16 protein-coding genes are annotated in these 16,069 nt (G+C 62.9%); 9 read left to right on the forward strand and 7 right to left on the reverse strand.

Annotated elements, in window-relative coordinates:
- Positions 1–21 precede the first annotated feature (21 nt).
- Genes ACJ8HN_RS21670 through agaF form a run of 5 tightly spaced genes read left to right on the forward strand, consistent with a single transcriptional unit; the run spans position 22 to position 3,905 of the window.
- Positions 22–1,305: a D-tagatose-bisphosphate aldolase, class II, non-catalytic subunit gene (locus ACJ8HN_RS21670; protein WP_442523932.1), complete on the forward strand. Its 1,284-nt coding sequence runs from the start codon at positions 22–24 to the stop codon at positions 1,303–1,305.
- Between the two features lies 1 nt (position 1,306).
- A complete protein-coding gene (agaV, locus tag ACJ8HN_RS21675; RefSeq protein ID WP_019455696.1) occupies positions 1,307–1,783 on the forward strand; it encodes a PTS N-acetylgalactosamine transporter subunit IIB in 477 nt (158 codons plus the stop codon).
- A 14-nt stretch (positions 1,784–1,797) separates the two neighbouring features.
- Entirely contained in the window at positions 1,798–2,577 is a 780-nt protein-coding gene (agaW, locus tag ACJ8HN_RS21680) for a PTS N-acetylgalactosamine transporter subunit IIC (protein ID WP_033635784.1), read from the forward strand.
- On the forward strand, positions 2,567–3,460 hold the full coding sequence (locus ACJ8HN_RS21685; RefSeq protein ID WP_033635783.1) for a PTS system mannose/fructose/sorbose family transporter subunit IID: 894 nt from the start codon (positions 2,567–2,569) through the stop codon (positions 3,458–3,460). Before agaW ends, ACJ8HN_RS21685 begins: the two co-directional genes overlap by 11 nt.
- 10 nt (positions 3,461–3,470) lie before the next feature.
- Positions 3,471–3,905 (forward strand): PTS galactosamine/N-acetylgalactosamine transporter subunit IIA, encoded by a 435-nt coding sequence (gene agaF, locus ACJ8HN_RS21690; protein ID WP_033654096.1) that lies wholly within the window; start codon positions 3,471–3,473, stop codon positions 3,903–3,905.
- 36 nt (positions 3,906–3,941) lie between these two features.
- On the opposite strand, the gene ACJ8HN_RS21695 is transcribed toward agaF, so the two are convergent.
- Positions 3,942–5,669 carry an ABC transporter ATP-binding protein/permease gene (locus ACJ8HN_RS21695; RefSeq protein WP_033654097.1) on the reverse strand — a complete coding sequence of 576 codons (1,728 nt, stop codon included), beginning with the start codon at positions 5,667–5,669 and terminating at the stop codon, positions 3,942–3,944.
- 205 nt (positions 5,670–5,874) lie between these two features.
- Between ACJ8HN_RS21695 and ACJ8HN_RS21700 the strand changes: the two genes are divergently transcribed.
- Complete coding sequence (locus ACJ8HN_RS21700) at positions 5,875–6,582, forward strand: tetratricopeptide repeat protein (protein WP_101427301.1); 708 nt, start codon at positions 5,875–5,877, stop codon at positions 6,580–6,582.
- A gap of 32 nt (positions 6,583–6,614) precedes the next feature.
- Here ACJ8HN_RS21700 and ACJ8HN_RS21705 read toward each other — a convergent pair whose 3' ends face one another.
- Positions 6,615–7,262: a DsbA family protein gene (locus ACJ8HN_RS21705; RefSeq protein WP_033649493.1), complete on the reverse strand. Its 648-nt coding sequence runs from the start codon at positions 7,260–7,262 to the stop codon at positions 6,615–6,617.
- 68 nt (positions 7,263–7,330) lie between these two features.
- A complete protein-coding gene (locus ACJ8HN_RS21710) occupies positions 7,331–8,215 on the reverse strand; it encodes an MBL fold metallo-hydrolase (RefSeq protein WP_033635778.1) in 885 nt (294 codons plus the stop codon).
- Positions 8,216–8,323: 108 nt separating this feature from the next.
- Here ACJ8HN_RS21710 and ACJ8HN_RS21715 point away from each other — a divergent pair, with 108 nt between their 5' ends.
- On the forward strand, positions 8,324–9,232 hold the full coding sequence (locus tag ACJ8HN_RS21715; protein ID WP_015378928.1) for a LysR family transcriptional regulator: 909 nt from the start codon (positions 8,324–8,326) through the stop codon (positions 9,230–9,232).
- 27 nt (positions 9,233–9,259) lie between these two features.
- On the opposite strand, the gene ACJ8HN_RS21720 is transcribed toward ACJ8HN_RS21715, so the two are convergent.
- Positions 9,260–10,183: a LysR family transcriptional regulator gene (locus tag ACJ8HN_RS21720; protein ID WP_442523934.1), complete on the reverse strand. Its 924-nt coding sequence runs from the start codon at positions 10,181–10,183 to the stop codon at positions 9,260–9,262.
- A gap of 133 nt (positions 10,184–10,316) precedes the next feature.
- Here ACJ8HN_RS21720 and lysA point away from each other — a divergent pair, with 133 nt between their 5' ends.
- A complete protein-coding gene (lysA, locus tag ACJ8HN_RS21725) occupies positions 10,317–11,579 on the forward strand; it encodes a diaminopimelate decarboxylase (protein ID WP_049232248.1) in 1,263 nt (420 codons plus the stop codon).
- 27 nt (positions 11,580–11,606) lie between these two features.
- Here the strand turns inward: lysA and ACJ8HN_RS21730 are convergent, their stop codons facing one another.
- The 3 genes from ACJ8HN_RS21730 to galR all read right to left on the reverse strand — a co-directional run bounded on the left by ACJ8HN_RS21730 (position 11,607) and on the right by galR (position 13,437).
- Positions 11,607–11,909: a helix-turn-helix domain-containing protein gene (locus ACJ8HN_RS21730; protein ID WP_004931828.1), complete on the reverse strand. Its 303-nt coding sequence runs from the start codon at positions 11,907–11,909 to the stop codon at positions 11,607–11,609.
- 5 nt (positions 11,910–11,914) lie between these two features.
- Positions 11,915–12,259 (reverse strand): type II toxin-antitoxin system RelE/ParE family toxin, encoded by a 345-nt coding sequence (locus ACJ8HN_RS21735; RefSeq protein WP_041036518.1) that lies wholly within the window; start codon positions 12,257–12,259, stop codon positions 11,915–11,917.
- A 158-nt stretch (positions 12,260–12,417) separates the two neighbouring features.
- Positions 12,418–13,437, reverse strand: a complete 1,020-nt coding sequence (gene galR / locus ACJ8HN_RS21740) for an HTH-type transcriptional regulator GalR (protein ID WP_033649496.1) — start codon at positions 13,435–13,437, stop codon at positions 12,418–12,420.
- 220 nt (positions 13,438–13,657) lie between these two features.
- Between galR and ACJ8HN_RS21745 the strand changes: the two genes are divergently transcribed.
- Positions 13,658–15,916 carry a molybdopterin guanine dinucleotide-containing S/N-oxide reductase gene (locus ACJ8HN_RS21745; RefSeq protein ID WP_442523935.1) on the forward strand — a complete coding sequence of 753 codons (2,259 nt, stop codon included), beginning with the start codon at positions 13,658–13,660 and terminating at the stop codon, positions 15,914–15,916.
- The last annotated feature ends 153 nt before the right edge of the window (positions 15,917–16,069 follow it).

Raw genomic sequence — 16,069 nt, forward strand, 5'->3', positions numbered from 1 at the left:
GGGCGCCTGCATGGGGGCTTCATGCAGCAGTTGTTACAGCTTGTCGAGCAGCACAAGGCCGGTATGCCGGTCGGGATCTTTTCCGTCTGTTCCGCCCATCCCTGGGTTCTGAAGGCCGCGCTGCGGCAGGCCAAAGCGCGCGGCACGCCGGTATTGGTGGAGGCGACGTCCAACCAGGTCAATCAGTTCGGCGGCTATACCGGCCAAACGGCGGCCCAGTTCCGCGATGCGCTGTGGCATCTGGCGGATGAGGTTGGCCTGGCGCGCGATCGCGTGTGGCTGGGCGGCGATCACCTGGGGCCCAACGCCTGGCAAGATCGCCCGGCTCAGGAGGCGATGGCGCTGGCGGAAACCTTGATCGACGATTACGTTCGCGCCGGATTTCGCAAGATTCACCTCGATTGTTCCATGTCGTGCGCCGGCGATCCCTCGCCCCTGGGGGATGCCACGGTCGCCGAGCGTGCGGCGCGCTTGTGCGCGGTGGCGGAGCGGGTCTGGATGCAGAGCGGCGGCGAAGCGCCGGTCTATGTGATTGGCACCGAAGTGCCGGTGCCGGGCGGCGCGCAGGAGGCGCTGGCGAGTCTGCAGGTCACCACGCCGCAGGCGGTGGCGCAAACGCTGGAAACGCACCGTATCGCCTGGCAACAGGCCGAGCTGAACGATGCCTGGCAGAGAACCATCGCGCTGGTGGTGCAGCCGGGCGTCGAGTTCGATCACCACAGCGTCGAACGCTATCAGCCGCAGCGCGCCGACGCCTTGAGCCATTTCATCGAACGCCAGCCGGGCATGATCTATGAAGCGCACTCCACGGACTATCAGCCGCCGCAGGCCTACCGCCAACTGGTGCGCGATCACTTCGCCATCCTGAAGGTGGGGCCGGCGCTGACCTTCGCGCTGCGCGAAGCGCTGTTCGCCCTCGATCGCATCGAGCGTGAATGGCTGGGGGAGCGCCAGTCGGCGCAGCTGTGCGCCACGCTGGAGCAGGTGATGCGCGAGCAGCCGCAGCAGTGGAGCCGCTACTACCACGGCACGCCGCACCAACAGTACCTCGATCGCCACTACAGCCTGAGCGATCGGGTGCGTTACTACTGGCCGCAGCCGCAGGTGCAGCAGGCGGTCGACGGGCTGCTGGACAACCTGCGCCGCAGCCCGGCGCCGCTGGCGCTGCTCAGCCAGTACCTGCCGGATCAGGCGCGGGCGCTGAACGCCGGCGAATTGAGCGCCGATCCGCAAGAGTGGGTGCTGCATAAAGTGACGCAGGTGCTCGACGATTACCACGCCGCCTGCTACCCGGAGGGCCGCTGACATGCCGAACATTTTAATGACCCGCATCGACAATCGCCTGGTGCACGGCCAGGTGGGCGTGACCTGGACCAACACCCTCGGCGCCAACCTGGTGGTGGTGGCCAACGACGAGGCCGCCGCCGATCCGGTGCAGCAGAACCTGATGGACATGGTGGTGGCGGAAGGGGTGCAGACCCGCTACTTCACGCTGCAGAAAACCATCGACGTGATCCACAAGGCGGCGGATCGGCAGAAGATTTTTCTGGTGTGCAAAACGCCGCAGGATGTGTTGACGCTGGTGCGCGGCGGGGTGCCGATCCGTTTCGTCAACGTCGGCAACATGCACTTCGCCGAGGGGAAGCGGCAGGTGCACAAAACGGTGTCGCTGGACGACGGCGACGTGGCCGCGTTTCGCGCGTTAGCGGCGCTGGGCGTGGAGTGCGAAGTGCGCCGGGTGCCGGATGAGGCGGGCGAGGCGATCGGCAAATTGCTCTTTTGAGCCAGGGGGAAAGCATGTTGACGGATGCGTTATTGATTGCGTTGTTGGCCGGGCTGGCGGGGGTGGATCTGTTCGACGGCCTGACCCACTTCCACCGGCCGGTGGTGATGGGGCCGCTGGTGGGGCTGATTTTGGGCGATGTCTACACCGGCTTGCTGGTGGGCGGCACGCTGGAGCTGGTGTGGATGGGGATGGTGCCGCTGGCGGGCGCCCAACCGCCGAACGTGGTGATCGGCGGGGTGATCGGCACCGCGTTCGCCATTCTGACCAAGGCCGATCCTAAAGTGGCGATCGGCGTGGCAGTGCCATTCTCGATTGCGGTGCAGGGCTGCATCACGCTGCTGTTTACGCTGTTCTCGCCGATGATGCACCGCTGCGATCGCATGGTGAAAGAGCTGAACTGGCGCGGCGTCGAACGGGTGAACTATCTCGGCATCGGCATCCTGTTCATCTTCTATTTCGTGGTGGCGTTCCTGCCGATTTACTTCGGCGCCGATGCGGCCAGCGCCATGGTGCAGAAGGCGCCGGGTTGGCTGCTGGACGGGCTGGCGGTGGCGGGCGGCATGATGCCGGCGATCGGCTTCTCGCTGCTGATGAAGGTGATGATGAAAAAAACCTACGTGGCCTATTTTATCCTCGGCTTTATCTCGGTCACGTTCCTCAAGCTGCCGATCCTGGCGGTGGCGCTGGGCGCCCTGGCGATCGCCCTGATCGATTTCTTCAACACGCAACGCGGCGCGGCAGAGGCGACGGCCCGGCCCGCTCCGCAGGAGGACGCCGAAGATGGCATTTAACGATTCCGACGATCTGCTGGCGCAAAAGGCCGAGCAACGCATGGCGCAGGCGCTGGCCACCAGCCAGGTGGAGCAGGACGACTATCTGGACAGCCAGCCCGCCGACGCGCTGACGCGCGGTGACATCAACCGTATGGCCTGGCGTTCGCTGCTGCTGCAGGCGTCGTTCAACTATGAACGCATGCAGGCCGGCGGCTGGCTGTACCAACTGATACCCGGGCTGCGCAAGATCCACCGCAACCCGCAGGATCTGGCCAACTCGATGAAGATGCACATGGAATTTATCAACGTGCACCCGTTCGACGTCACCTTCCTGTCCGGCCTGGTGCTGGCGATGGAGCAGAACAAGGAGAAGATCTCCACCATTCGCGCGGTGAAAGTGGCGCTGATGGGGCCGCTCGGCGGCATCGGCGACGCGCTGTTTTGGCTGACGCTGTTGCCGATCTGCGCCGGGATAGGCGCTTCGCTGGCATTGGAGGGCAGCCTGTTCGGGCCGATCGTCTTCCTGCTGCTGTTCAACCTGTTCCACTTCGGCCTGCGCTTCGGGCTGGCGCACTACGGCTATCAGGCCGGCACCAGCGCGCTGGCGCTGTTGAAGACCCACACCCGGCGCATTTCTCACGCCGCGTCGATCGTCGGCATGACGGTGATCGGCGCGCTGGTGGCCTCGTATGTGCATCTGTCCACGCCGCTGGTGATGCATGCCGGCAAGGCCAGGGTGGCGCTGCAGACAGACGTGCTGGACAAGTTGATGCCCAACTTGTTGCCGCTGTGCTTCACGCTGCTCATTTTCTTCCTGATGAAGCGCGGTTTCTCGCCGGTGAAGCTGATTGGCGTCACCGTAGCGATCGGCGTGGCGGGCAAATTTATCGGCATTTTGTGAGGTGTGGGCTATGCCAGGCATTGTGATTACCGGCCACGGCGGCTTCGCCACCGGGCTGTTGCAGGCGGTGGAGCAGGTGGTGGGGCCGCAGCGGCACTGCGCGGCGGTCGATTTCCCTGAACAGATGAGCACCGCGCAGCTCAACGACGCCTTGCGCTCGGCGCTGGCGGCGGTGGCGCAGCCGGACGGTGTGGTGTTTCTCACCGACATGCTCGGCGGTTCGCCGTTTCGCAGCGCCTGCGAACTGGCGGATGCGCAGGGCGATTGCGAAGTGCTGACCGGCGTCAACATGCAGCTGGCGGCGGAAATGATGCTGGAGCGCGACGGGTTGAGCCTGGATGAGTTTCGCGAGGTGGCGCTGGCGTGCGGCAAACGCGGCCTGACCAGCCTGTGGCATGAGCGCCGCCGGGTGAAATGTGAAGACGTGCCGGCCGACGGCATCTGAACGAACACCGGGCGCCGCCGCGCCCGGCTCTGCGGGTTATGCCGGCAGCGGGCTCAGCGCCAGGCGCGCCGCTTGATCTTCGCTGCGGCTGAAGCGCCAGCAGGTCTGGTGGTACTTCGCCACGCTGTTGCGGTGCGCCACGCTGATCAGCGTCACGTCCGGCAGTTCATCCACCAGCAGGCAGTACATCAGTTGTTCGGTTTCGTCGTCCAGCGCGCTGGTGGCCTCGTCGAGGAACAGGATGTTCGGGCGAATCAACAGGGCGCGGGCGAACGCCAGCCGCTGTTGCTCGCCCGGCGACAGGCGGTGGCTCCAGTTGGCGGAGGTATCCAGCCAGCGCTGCAGGTGTTTCAGGCGGCAGTTTTCCAGCACCCGCATCAGCTGCGGATCGCTGTATTCCGACGCCAGGCTCGGGTAGCTCAACGCTTCGCGCAGCGTGCCGATCGGAATGTAGCTGCGCTGCGGCAGGAACAACGTGTTGGCATTGGCCGCTACCCCGATGGCGCCCGCGCCGTAAGGCCAGATACCGGCGATGGCCCGCAGCAGCGTCGACTTGCCGCAGCCGGAAGGGCCGACGATCAGCAGGCGATCGCCGCGTTGCAGCGTCATTTCGGCGCCGGCCAGCAGCGGCTGGCCGTCGGGCAAGTGCAGGCTGAGGTTGCTCAGCGTCAACGGATGGGCGGTCTCTTCCCGCAGCTGAATGCCGCGCGGCTGATGATGCACCTGATCGACGGCGGCGTTGAAGCCGGCCAGACGGTTGACGCAGGCTTTCCAGGTCGCCAAATCGTTAAATGCGTCGATGAACCACGACAGCGCACCCTGTACCTGGCCGAAGGCCGAGGCGATCTGCATCAGGCCGCCCATCTGAATGGCGCCGGAGAAGTAGCGCGGTGCCGCCACCAGCAGGGGAAATACAATGGCGAACTGGCCGTAGAAGTTGGTGGCGATGTTCAGCCGCCGGGTGATGCGCATAATAGCCCACCAGTTGCTGCGAATGGTGTCAAAACGGTCGCCCAGCTGCTGCGCCTCGCGCGGTTCGCCGTGGTACAGCGCGATGGCGTCGTTGTTTTCGCGGATGCGGATCAGGCCGAAACGGAAGTTTGCCTCATACCGTTCCTGGTTGAAGCCCAGCATGACCAGCGGTTTGCCGACCCACCAGATCAGCAGCGATCCCAGCACCGCATACAGCAGCGCGAACCACACCATATAACCGGGCAGCGTGATGGCGTGCTGGCCGAGCGCGAAGGTCATCGGCCCGCTGACGTGCCATAGGATGTCGATAAAGGAAAACAGCGTCACCAGGCTGGAGAGCAGCCCGAGCGACAGCGACAGGGTATATTGGGTCAAGACGTTGAGATCTTCGGCGATACGCTGATCGGGGTTATCGACGATCTGCTGCTGCTCGGTGTGGTAATACGCCTGGTGCGCCAGCCATTTTTCCATGAACTTTTCCGTCATCCAGCGCCGCCAGCGCATCTGCAGCCCCTGAGTCAGGTAGATCTTGTAGACCGCCAGCACGATGAAGATCAGCGCCAGATAGGTAAAACGCCACAGCTGCGCCTTGAATACCGGGTAGTTTTTGTTCTGCAGCGCATCGTAGAACACTTGGTTCCACTGGTTGATCTGCACGCTGATATAGACCAGACCGAGCGACAGGACGACGATGGCGATCAGCATCATCCAGGCGCGCCATCGCTCCTCCGACACCCAAAAGGGTTTGATCAGCTGCCAAACGGCGTGTTTCTGCAAGGGGGTTGCGTTCATAACGGCTCGATAATTGCGGTATTTCGTTCAGCATGGGCTGCGGGCCGGTAACAAACAAACCGCGACTGTAAGCAGTTTTAACTCCGCTAACCGTTTGAAATAAGGCGGCTGAATCGACAGCGGCACGCCGACGGGCGCAATTGCGGCATACACTCCACCGCCGGGCGGTTATACTGGCGCCGAATTTTTGCAGAAAGGATAAACGATGAAGGCTTGGTTTCCCCTGTTGCTGACCTGCGGCGTCTTCGCCGGCGCCCGGGCCTGGGCGCACATTGACGAGCCGGACATCGCCGCCGACTGCCAAAAGGTGGCGAGCTACGCCGAACTGGGAAAAAAGGCCTATCAGCGGCAGGATTACGCCAAAGCTGCCGACATCTTTCGCGATCAGGCGGCCTGGAGCGAGTTTTGCGGCCTGAGCGAGCAGGCCATCGCCACGGCCTACAACAACGTGGCGCTGTCGCTGATGCGCGCCGGGGAATTGCTCAAGGCACAGGCCTACCTGGCGCTGGCGCCGCACGATGACAAATCGCAGCACAACATGAGCCTGTTGCGCCAACGCCTGGCGCAGCGGCCGCAGCCGCAGGGGCCGGGCGGCGTGTATTGGCAATACGCCGGGCGCGGCGTGTGGAGCGAAGTGGCGGTGAAGCCGCATGGCGAGCGCTGGCTGATCGATTTTTCCGGCTACGCCATGCCGCAGATGGGGCTGTATTACGGGCCGAACATGGGTGACTTCACCGCCGAGCTGCCAATCGAGCACGGCAAAGCGGTCTACCATCAGCATGACTCGGAAAGCGCGCAGGTCTGCGACGTCACGCTGGAATTTGGCGAGCAAGCGCTGGAGATGCACACGCGGGGGGATTGCGGGTTCGGTCACAACGTGCGCGCGGAAGGGCGGTTCGTGCGGGTCGAATGACCCGCCCCGGCAGCCGGGACGGGAAAGGTAGATTACGCCAGCGCGGCGGCGCCCAGCAGGTTTTTCCAGGCTTCCACGTTACCCAGATAGTTGCCGGCCGGCAGCAGATGCAGACGGCCTTCGCTGTCCTGCAGCGCAAAGGTCGGGAAGCCCTGGCCTTGCACTTTGGCCAGTAGCGCCCGGCTTTCCGCGATGTGCTGCGCGGTTGGCGCGCCGGTGTTGAAACGCATTTCGGCGATAAACGCCGCCGAAGGCAACCCCAGCTCTTTCGCCAATGCTTCCAGCACCGGCGTATCGGCGATGCGCCGGCCTTCTTGATAGTGCGCCTGCTGAATGCGGTGCAGCATGTCCAGCCCGCGCCCCGCCAGCTTTTCCGCCGCCAGGATAGCGGTGATCGGCGGCTCGGAATCCATCACTGCCGTGGTGTCGCGCAGCAGGCCGTTGAAATAGGCTTCGCCAAAAGGCTGGCCCGTCATCTCGGCGATGCGTTTGTCGTGCGGAATGACGTAGTTGCGCCATTCGTCGGTGATTTGGCGGCGGTTGTTACCGGTCATCATGCCGCCGGCGTGCGGCACAACCTTCAGCCCTGGGAGGCTCTGAGCAGCTTTCACCAGTGGCGCGGCGCCGTAGCACCAGCCGCACAGCGGATCGAAAATGTAATGCAGAGTGGTTTCGGTCATCTTTACTCCTCGCCTGGCGCGCGGCAGCTCACCGCGGCGCCAGGGCTGGTTCAATCACGCACGGGCGCTTATTGCGGCCACTTCATCTCGCCTTTCAGCACTTTCGCGCTCAGTTCCAGGCTCGACTCGTCTTTCAGCGTCGGGTAGTGCTTTTTCATCGCCTCAATCAGCGCGGCGGAATCCTTGGCCTTCGGCAGCTCGGCTTCCAGCGTGGTCAGGTATTTCTGGGTAAAGTGCACCGATGCCAGCGTTTGCGCTGCGCCCGGCAGGAAGTGGCCCGGCACCACGACCTGCGGCTTCAGCGCTTCGATGTTTTTCAGCGTCTGCTGCCAGTGCTGGCGCGATTCCACGCTCTGGTTGTCGGCGATCCACGGGTGGATGTTGTCACCGGCGACGGCGACACCGCCAACGACCGCCTTCAGCGCCGGGATCCACACGAAGGTGCGATCGGGGGTCGGGCCATTCAGGCCTTTCACTTCCACTTTCTGGCCGTCGATGGTGAAGCTGTCGCCCTGCAGCGGCTGCGGCACGATCACGGTTTTCGGCGCGTTATCTTTCAGGATCGGGCCCCAATAGGCGACTTTACCGTCTTTGGTGGCGTTGATGTCCTTGATGGTGCCTGGCGAAGCGATGATTTTCGCCTCCGGGAAGGCCGCTTTAATCACGTCCAGACCGAAATAGAAATCCGGGTCTGAGTGGCTGATGTAAACGGTGGTCAGTTTCTTGCCGGTCGCCTTGATCTTTTTCACCAGCGCTTCGGCGTCGTTACGCTGGAACTGAGCGTCGATCAGCGCCACTTCGTGTTTGCCGCTGATGATTTCGGAAGACACCGGGAACACGCTTTTCTCGCCCGGGTTATACACTTCCATGGTCAGGGTATCGGCCGCGGTGGCGTAGGTGCTGAGGGTGGCGACGCCGGTGAAGGCCAGAGTTAACAGTGATTTCTTAAACATGGGCAGAGGTCCTTAGGTATCGGTTAATGTTGTAATGATGTTAGGTTGCATAAAGCGATAGAAAAACCGGATAATAAGCAATTATTCGTTGCATAAATCGGACTAATTATGGATCGCATTACCGCCGCTGAGGTTTTTGTCACCATCGTCGATCGCGGCAGCATGATCGCCGCCGCGGAAACGCTGGAGATGTCGCGCGCGATGGTGACGCGCTACCTGGCGCAGATGGAGCAATGGGCCGGGGCGCGTTTACTGCACCGCACTACCCGTAAGCTTAGTCTGACCGACGCCGGGGAGCGCACTCTGGAACGCTGCCGGCAAATGCTGGCGCTGGCGGGGGAGATCGACCTGGTGGAGGAAGGGCAAAGCGACGAGTTGCGCGGCCTGCTGCGCATCACCTGTTCGCAGTCGCTCGGGCAAACGGCGCTGGTGGGGGCGGTCGCTCAGTATCTGAAGCGCCACCCGCAGGTGGCGGTCGATCTGCAGATGAACAATCGGGCGGTGAACCTGGTGGAAGAGCGCATCGATCTGGCGCTGCGCATCACCAACGAGCTGGATCCCAACCTGATCGCCCGCCCGTTGTCCACCTGCGCATCGGTGGTGTGCGCCGCGCCCGCTTATCTGGCGGCGCACGGCACCCCGCGCCAGCCGCAGGATTTGGCGTTGCACAACTGCCTGACTTATTCCTATTTCGGCAAAAGCCTGTGGCATTTTGACGCGCAGGGGGTGAAATCTGCGGTGGCGGTCAGCGGCAACCTGAGCGCCAACGAGTCGGTGGTGCTGATGGCCGGCACGGTGCAGGGCGCGGGCATTTCCATGCAGCCCTATTATTCGGCGGCGCCGCTGCTGGCCAGCGGCGAACTGGTCGAACTGTTGCCGGATTACCGGCCACAGTCGATGGGCATCTACGGCATCTACACCTCGCGCCGCCAGATGCCCGCCACCTTGCGCACCATGCTGGACTTTCTGGTGGAGTGGTTCGCCACCGATCCGCAGTGGCAGGCGACGCTGCGCTGATGCTGCGGCAACATTCCCACGCCGCTTTCAGCGCCTGACGGCGGCGGCCAGCCGGGTGACAAAGGTGGCGGCCTGCTGATGAAGGTGGTCGATAAAGGCCGTCACCAGCGCCGACGAGGGGCGGTGTAGCGGCCGAATCAGGCTGACGGTGAACGGCACGTCGATGCTGAACGGCCGCACGTGCACACCGTTACCGGCATAGTCGAGCGCCGTCAGCGGGTTGACGATCGACACCCCCACGCCGGCCCTCACCATGGCGCATACCGACGCCGCGCTGTGCGTTTCCATCACCATGCGGCGCTCGACGCGCTGCTCGCCGAACAGCGTATCCAACAGGTGGCGATAGCTGTCGGTGCTCGACAGGCTGATAAAGTTCTGCCCGGCGAAGTCCTGCGGCGTCAGCCGATCTTTCAACAGTAGCGGGTGGCCCGTCGGTAGCACGCACACTTCGTTCAACGTCATCAGCGTCACCCGCTCGGTGCCCGCCGGCGTCAGGGTGGTTTCCGTCAGCCCGAGATCGTGGCGCTGGGCCGACAACCACTCTTCCAGCAGCGGCGACTCTTGCGGGATAACGCTGAAGCTGACTTCCGGGTAACGTTCGATAAAGGGCCGGCACACCGCCGGCAGCAGCGATTGGGAAAATACCGGCAGGCACACGATCGACAGCTGCGCCTGCTGAAACTGGCGGATGCCGGCGGCGGCGTTGACGATGCGATCGAGGCCGTAATAGGAGCGCTGCACCTCTTCGAACAACCGTAGGCCCTGCATCGTGGGGGACAAGCGACCGCGCACCCGGTCGAACAGCTGCAGCCGGATCAGCTTTTCAAAACGCGCCAGCTCGCGGCTGACGGTCGGTTGCGAGGTCTGCAGCAGGGCCGCCGCCTCGGTCAGGTTGCCGGTGGTCATCACCGCCCGAAAGATTTCGATCTGCCGCAAAGAGATGCTGTGCATGGCGAGGGCGCTCGATTAAGGGGAAAGCCATATCATAAATGAATAGACTACGGCTAAATAGATATTTTCCACCCGATTCAGCGTGCGGCACTATGGCGTTATCTGCCGTCATTTTTGAATTGGGAATATCGCCATGCCACGCCCGTTGCACGACACCTCCACTGCGTTGAACGCCGCTAACCTGTTGGCCTTGCCGCAGCGTTTCGGCTGCCCGGTTTGGGCCTATGATGCGGACATCATCAGCCAGCGCATCGCTCAGCTGCGCCACTTCGACACTATCCGTTTCGCACAGAAGGCCTGTTCGAACATTCATATTTTGCGCTTGATGCGCGAGCAGGGCGTGAAGGTGGATTCGGTGTCGCTGGGCGAGATCGAGCGGGCGCTGCAGGCCGGTTTTCAGCCGGGCGGCGAACCGAGCGAAATCGTGTTTACCGCGGACGTGTTGGATCATGCCACGCTGGCGCGCGTCAGCGAATTGAAGATCCCGGTCAACGCCGGTTCCATCGACATGCTGGAGCAGCTCGGCCAGGTTTCCGCAGGGCACCCGGTGTGGCTGCGCATTAACCCGGGTTTTGGCCACGGCCACAGCCAGAAAACCAACACCGGCGGCGAGAACAGCAAGCACGGTATCTGGTATGCCGATCTGCCGCAGGCGGTGGAGAAAATTCGCCGCTACGGCCTGAGACTGATCGGCGTGCATATGCACATCGGTTCCGGCGTCGATTACCAGCATCTGGAGCGTGTCTGCGATGCGATGGTGCAGCAGGTGATCGATCTCGGTCATGATATCAGCGCCATTTCCGCCGGCGGTGGCCTGTCTATCCCGTACCAGTACGGCGAAGAGGCGATCGATACCGAACACTATTTCGGGTTGTGGAACCGGGCGCGTGAACGCATCGCTGCGCATCTGGGGCATCCGGTGCAGCTGGAGATCGAACCGGGGCGTTTCCTGATGGCGGAAGCGGGCGTCTTGGTGGCCGAGGTGCGGGCGGTAAAAGACATGGGCAGCCGCCACTTCGTGCTGGTGGACGCCGGTTTTAACGATCTGATGCGCCCGGCAATGTACGGCAGCTATCACCATATTTCGCTGTTGCCGGCCGATGGGCGCGACACCTCGCGGCAAGCGCTGTGCGAGACGGTAATTGCCGGGCCGCTGTGCGAATCCGGCGACGTGTTCACCCAGCAGGCGGGCGGCGGCGTGGAAACCCGCGAACTGCCGCCGGTGCAGATCGGCGATTATCTGGTGTTCCACGACACCGGCGCCTACGGCGCATCGATGTCCTCCAACTACAACAGTCGCCCGCTGTTGCCCGAAGTGCTGTTCGAAAACGGCGAACCGCGGCTGATCCGCCGCCGCCAGACCATCGAAGAGCTGATCGCGCTGGAGCTTATCTGATAAGCGGGCGGGCGCCTTGCGCTCGCTTCACAGCGTCATGCGGCGGTGTTGGCCATTGGGCAATTGCACATCCAGCGACAGCGTGCCGCCCATGGCCTCGATATAGCGTTTGAGCGATGACAGCTTTATTTCGCTGCCGCGCTTTTCCAAATTGGCGACGGAGGGTTGGCTGATGCCGAGCCGCTTCGCCAATTCAACCTGAGAGACCGCCAGCTCTTCCCTCAGCATCGCCAGCCGCAGCTCGAAAATTTCCTGGTCCGCTTTTTGCCTGGCGGCGGCAACGACGGCGGGATCGAGTTTATCGATCAGTTGGGATAAAGGTTTGGCCATCTGCACTACCTCCGGGTTGCCAGATAATGTGAAAACTCCATGGCGGCGATGGGCAACATGCGCTGGTAAAAGCGTTTGTCGCCGGTTTTATCGCCACCGCACAGCAATACCGCTTGCCGCTGTGGGTCAAAGGCGAAAAACACCCTGAAAGGGCGCCCGCGGTGTTGAACGCGCAGCTCCTTCAACTGCCGGACCGCGTCGGAAAAATACAGCGTATCGGCATGCGGCCGCGTCAACTGCGGGCCGAACGTCTGCAATTTGTAGATCGCCGCCAGGATACTTGTTTGCTGGGCGTTGTTCAGCGCTAAAAACCAGTCGTCGAACCGTTCGACGGTCACCACTTGCCACATGACGCGCTCCGAATATAGCGTTTATGCTATATAGTGTAAAGGTTATTGTGCCAACAATATGCACGAACGCTGGGAGCGGAAAAAATCCAAAAGCGGGAAATGCGGCGGGCTGCGCAATATGAACGCACGGGTGATGGCTCACCCATGCGGCGGCATGATTACGGCTGTTCGTGCGCGTTGTTGAGGGTGGCGACCGAGTGGCGGCGCACCAGCGTCGGGCTGAACATGTTGGTGATTTCCGGCAGCGGTTGACGATTGGCCAAGGCCAGGGCCAGTTCCGCCGCCTGGGTCGCCATCGCCACGATCGGGTAGCGAACGGTGGTCAGGCGCGGCCGCAGGTAGCGCGAAATCAGTACGTCGTCGAAACCGATCAGCGAAATTTGCCCCGGTACGTCGACGCTGTTGTCGCTCAGCACCGAAAGCGCGCCGGCGGCCATCGGATCGTTGTAGCAGGTAACGGCGGAGAAAGAGCGGCCGCGGCCGAGCAATTCGGTCATCGCCTGTTCGCCGCCGATCTCGTCCGGTTCGCCGTAGGCGATCAGCTTTTCATCCACCGCAATGCCGTGCTCCTGCAGCGCGTCGAGATAGCCTTGCAGGCGATCGGTGGCGTCGGAAATCTGGTGGGTGGAGCAGATGATGGCGATGCGCTGATGCCCTTGCTGGATCAGATGACGGGTCGCCAGCCAGGCGCCGTAGCGATCGTCGAGCGCCACGCAGCGCGTTTCAAAACCCGGCAGCGTGCGGTTGATCAGCACCATGCCCGGGATCTGCTGCATCCAGCCGCCAAGTTCCCGATCGCTCAGACTTTTGGCGTGCACCACCAGCGCCTCGCAGCGATGTCGCACCAGTTGTTCAATCGCCTGACGCTCTTTTTCGGCGTCGTGGTAACCGTTGCCAATCAGCAGAAAATTGTGGGTGGCGTAGGCCACCTGCTCGACCGCTTTGACCATCGCCCCGAAGAAGGGGTCGGAAACGTCGGAGACGATCAGGCCCAGCGTTTCGGTGGACTGCTGCGCCAGCGCCCGTGCGTTGGCATTGGGGTGATACTGCAGCTGTTCCATGGCGGCCAGCACCGCGGTGCGCGACCCTTCGCTGGCCTTGGGGGAATTGTTTATCACGCGGGATACCGTGGCCACGGAAACACCCGCCAGCCTGGCAACATCCTTTATCGTAGCCATATCAGTCAACACATCCTGGGTAATCGCTTACATCCCCCAGTTTTGCGGAAAAAAACCGGGGCTGCAAGCGGTGTTGTGCGCAACTTGTGGCGGCCGTTGCAGAATCTTTTCGCGGCTGCGCGCATAACCGTCGGCCGCCGAACGATAGCGCAATTTGTACGTTGGCACTGGCGACGGGCTGAGGTAACGTCTGTGCATTCCGATTTGCGCCGAGAATGCCATGTCCATTAAACGCTATCCGCAGCTCGCCCATTGGGGCGCCTATACCGCCGTGGTTGAAGACGGCCGGCTTATCCGCTGTGAACCCTTCGCCGACGATCCCGACCCTTCGCCGTTGCTCGATTCCATCGTACCGATGGTTTACTCCGACAAACGTATCCGCAAGCCGGCGGTGCGCCGCTCGTGGCTGCAAAAGCGCGAGGGCAGCGACCGCACGCTGCGCGGCAGGGAAGATTTCGTCGAAGTGGACTGGGAACTGGCTCTCGATTTGGTGGCGCAGGAGAATCGCCGGGTGCGCGATCGCTACGGCGCCTCCGGGCTGTTTACCGGCTCTTATGGCTGGTCGTCGGCCGGGCGCTTGCATCATGCGCGCTCGCTGGTGCGACGGTTCTATTTCAGCGGCGGCGGCGGGGTCGATCAGCAGGGCAACTACAGCTGGGGCGCGGCGCAGTTTTTCCTGCCGTATGTGATCGGCACTTTCTCGCCGTTGACCGGGCGCGTCACCAGTTGGCCAAGCGTGGTGGAGCATTGCGAGCTGTTTGTGGCGTTTGGCGGGCTGGCGCTGAAAAATGCCCAGGTCTCTTCCGGCGGCGCGGCGGAGCATGCGCTCAAACCCTGGCTGCAAAAGCTGGCGCACAAGGGCACGCCGGTTGTCAACATCAGCCCGATGCGCGACGACTGCCCCGGGTTCGTCAACGCGGAGTGGATCCCGATCCGGCCGAATACCGACGTGGCGCTGATGCTGGCGCTGGCTTACGAAATTCAACGGCTGGGCGCGCAGGACGAAGCCTTCCTGCACAGCCACTGCGTGGGCTATCAACAGTTGGCGGATTACCTGAACGGCGTGAGCGACGGCGTGGCGAAAACGCCTGCCTGGGCCAGCGCCATTACCGGCATTCCGGCGGCGCGCATCGCTCTGCTGGCGCGGCAGCTGATCGGCGTGCGCAGTTTTATCACCTGTTCCTACTCCGTACAGCGCGCGCACCGCGGCGAGCAACCCTATTGGATGATGATCGCGCTGTCGTCGATGTTGGGCCAGGTGGGCCTGCCGGGCGGCGGCTTCTCGTTCGGCCACGGCTCGATGAACGGCGTCGGCAACCCGCGCGTGGACACCCCCGCGCCGACCATGCCGGTAGGGGAAAACCCGGCCGGGCTGGCGATCCCGGTGGCGCGCATCTGCGACATGCTGCTGCACCCCGGCGAAACCTATCAATTTTGCGGCGAGACGCGGCAGTATCCGGATATCCACCTGGTGCACTGGGCCGGCGGCAACCCGTTCCATCACCATCAGCAGTTGAATCGGCTGGTGGAGGGCTGGCAGAAGCCGGATACGGTGATCGTACAAGATATCTGGTGGACGGCGGCGGCCAAAATGGCGGATATCGTGTTGCCGGTCACCAGTTCGCTGGAGCGCAACGACATCGGCGGCTCCTCGCGCGATCGCTACGTGCTGGCGATGCATCAGGCGATTGCGCCGCAGCATCAGGCGCGCAACGATTTCGATATCTTCGCCGATCTGGCGGAGCGCCTAGGCTATCGCGAGCGCTTTACCGAAAACCGCGGCGAGCGGGCCTGGATCGAAGATATCTATCGGCAATGCGGCGCGGCGCAGCGGCGCGCCGGCGTCGCCTGGCCCGAGTTTGAGGATTTTTGGCGCCGAGGCTATGTCGAACTGCCCGCGCCGGCCAAGGAGTTCGTGTTTTTTGACGCGTTCCGCGCCGATCCGCAGGCTAACCCGCTGCAGACGCCCAGCGGCAAGATCGAACTGTTCAGCGAGCGGATCGCCGGTTATCGCTACGAGGATTTCGCTCCGCATCCGCAGTGGCGGCCGCCGATCGAGTGGTTGGGGGCGCCGCAGGCCAAAACCTGGCCGCTGCATCTGATCTCCATTCAACCGAGCGATCGTCTGCACAGCCAGATGGATCCGGCGCCGCTGGCGCAGGGCAATAAGACCGCCGGGCACGAAACCCTGTATATGCATCCGGAGGACGCGGCGCAGCGCGGCGTGGCGGACGGCGCCGAAGTGCTGGTCAGCAATGCGCGCGGCAGCTGTTTGGCGGGGGTCTCCCTCACCGACGGCGTGACGCGCGGCGTGGTGCTGATGGCGACCGGCGCCTGGTTCGAGCCGGGTTACGACGCGCAGCGCCGGCCGGTCGAGCAGGCGGGCAACCCGAACGTGCTGACGCTGGATATCGGCACCTCGCCGCTGACGCAGGGGCCGAACGCCATGAGTTGCCTGGTGGAGGTCAGCGCGCGATGAGTGAAGGTTTCACGTCGGGATAACCGGCTCGCCGTCGCGGCTGTATTTATTTTTTCGCCGCTGCGGGAAGGTTTAAGTTTCATTGAGTTATTACAGCAGATCGCGGGAAATTTACAGCTGGTTGCATTTGGAGCAGAACTCTTGCGATTCGCC

The sequence above is a fragment of the Serratia sp. CY29653 genome (assembly GCF_052169255.1).
Lineage (GTDB): Bacteria > Pseudomonadota > Gammaproteobacteria > Enterobacterales > Enterobacteriaceae > Serratia > Serratia sarumanii.

What these genes read in the sequence shown, in the direction of transcription:
- ACJ8HN_RS21670 (WP_442523932.1), top strand. Translation starts at nt 22, where the DNA reads ATGCAGCAGTTGTTACAGCTTGTCGAGCAGCACAAGGCCGGTATGCCG.
- agaV (WP_019455696.1), top strand. Translation starts at nt 1,307, where the DNA reads ATGCCGAACATTTTAATGACCCGCATCGACAATCGCCTGGTGCACGGC.
- agaW (WP_033635784.1), top strand. Translation starts at nt 1,798, where the DNA reads ATGTTGACGGATGCGTTATTGATTGCGTTGTTGGCCGGGCTGGCGGGG.
- ACJ8HN_RS21685 (WP_033635783.1), top strand. Translation starts at nt 2,567, where the DNA reads ATGGCATTTAACGATTCCGACGATCTGCTGGCGCAAAAGGCCGAGCAA.
- agaF (WP_033654096.1), top strand. Translation starts at nt 3,471, where the DNA reads ATGCCAGGCATTGTGATTACCGGCCACGGCGGCTTCGCCACCGGGCTG.
- ACJ8HN_RS21695 (WP_033654097.1), bottom strand. Translation starts at nt 5,669, where the DNA reads ATGAACGCAACCCCCTTGCAGAAACACGCCGTTTGGCAGCTGATCAAA.
- ACJ8HN_RS21700 (WP_101427301.1), top strand. Translation starts at nt 5,875, where the DNA reads ATGAAGGCTTGGTTTCCCCTGTTGCTGACCTGCGGCGTCTTCGCCGGC.
- ACJ8HN_RS21705 (WP_033649493.1), bottom strand. Translation starts at nt 7,262, where the DNA reads ATGACCGAAACCACTCTGCATTACATTTTCGATCCGCTGTGCGGCTGG.
- ACJ8HN_RS21710 (WP_033635778.1), bottom strand. Translation starts at nt 8,215, where the DNA reads ATGTTTAAGAAATCACTGTTAACTCTGGCCTTCACCGGCGTCGCCACC.
- ACJ8HN_RS21715 (WP_015378928.1), top strand. Translation starts at nt 8,324, where the DNA reads ATGGATCGCATTACCGCCGCTGAGGTTTTTGTCACCATCGTCGATCGC.
- ACJ8HN_RS21720 (WP_442523934.1), bottom strand. Translation starts at nt 10,183, where the DNA reads ATGCACAGCATCTCTTTGCGGCAGATCGAAATCTTTCGGGCGGTGATG.
- lysA (WP_049232248.1), top strand. Translation starts at nt 10,317, where the DNA reads ATGCCACGCCCGTTGCACGACACCTCCACTGCGTTGAACGCCGCTAAC.
- ACJ8HN_RS21730 (WP_004931828.1), bottom strand. Translation starts at nt 11,909, where the DNA reads ATGGCCAAACCTTTATCCCAACTGATCGATAAACTCGATCCCGCCGTC.
- ACJ8HN_RS21735 (WP_041036518.1), bottom strand. Translation starts at nt 12,259, where the DNA reads ATGTGGCAAGTGGTGACCGTCGAACGGTTCGACGACTGGTTTTTAGCG.
- galR (WP_033649496.1), bottom strand. Translation starts at nt 13,437, where the DNA reads ATGGCTACGATAAAGGATGTTGCCAGGCTGGCGGGTGTTTCCGTGGCC.
- ACJ8HN_RS21745 (WP_442523935.1), top strand. Translation starts at nt 13,658, where the DNA reads ATGTCCATTAAACGCTATCCGCAGCTCGCCCATTGGGGCGCCTATACC.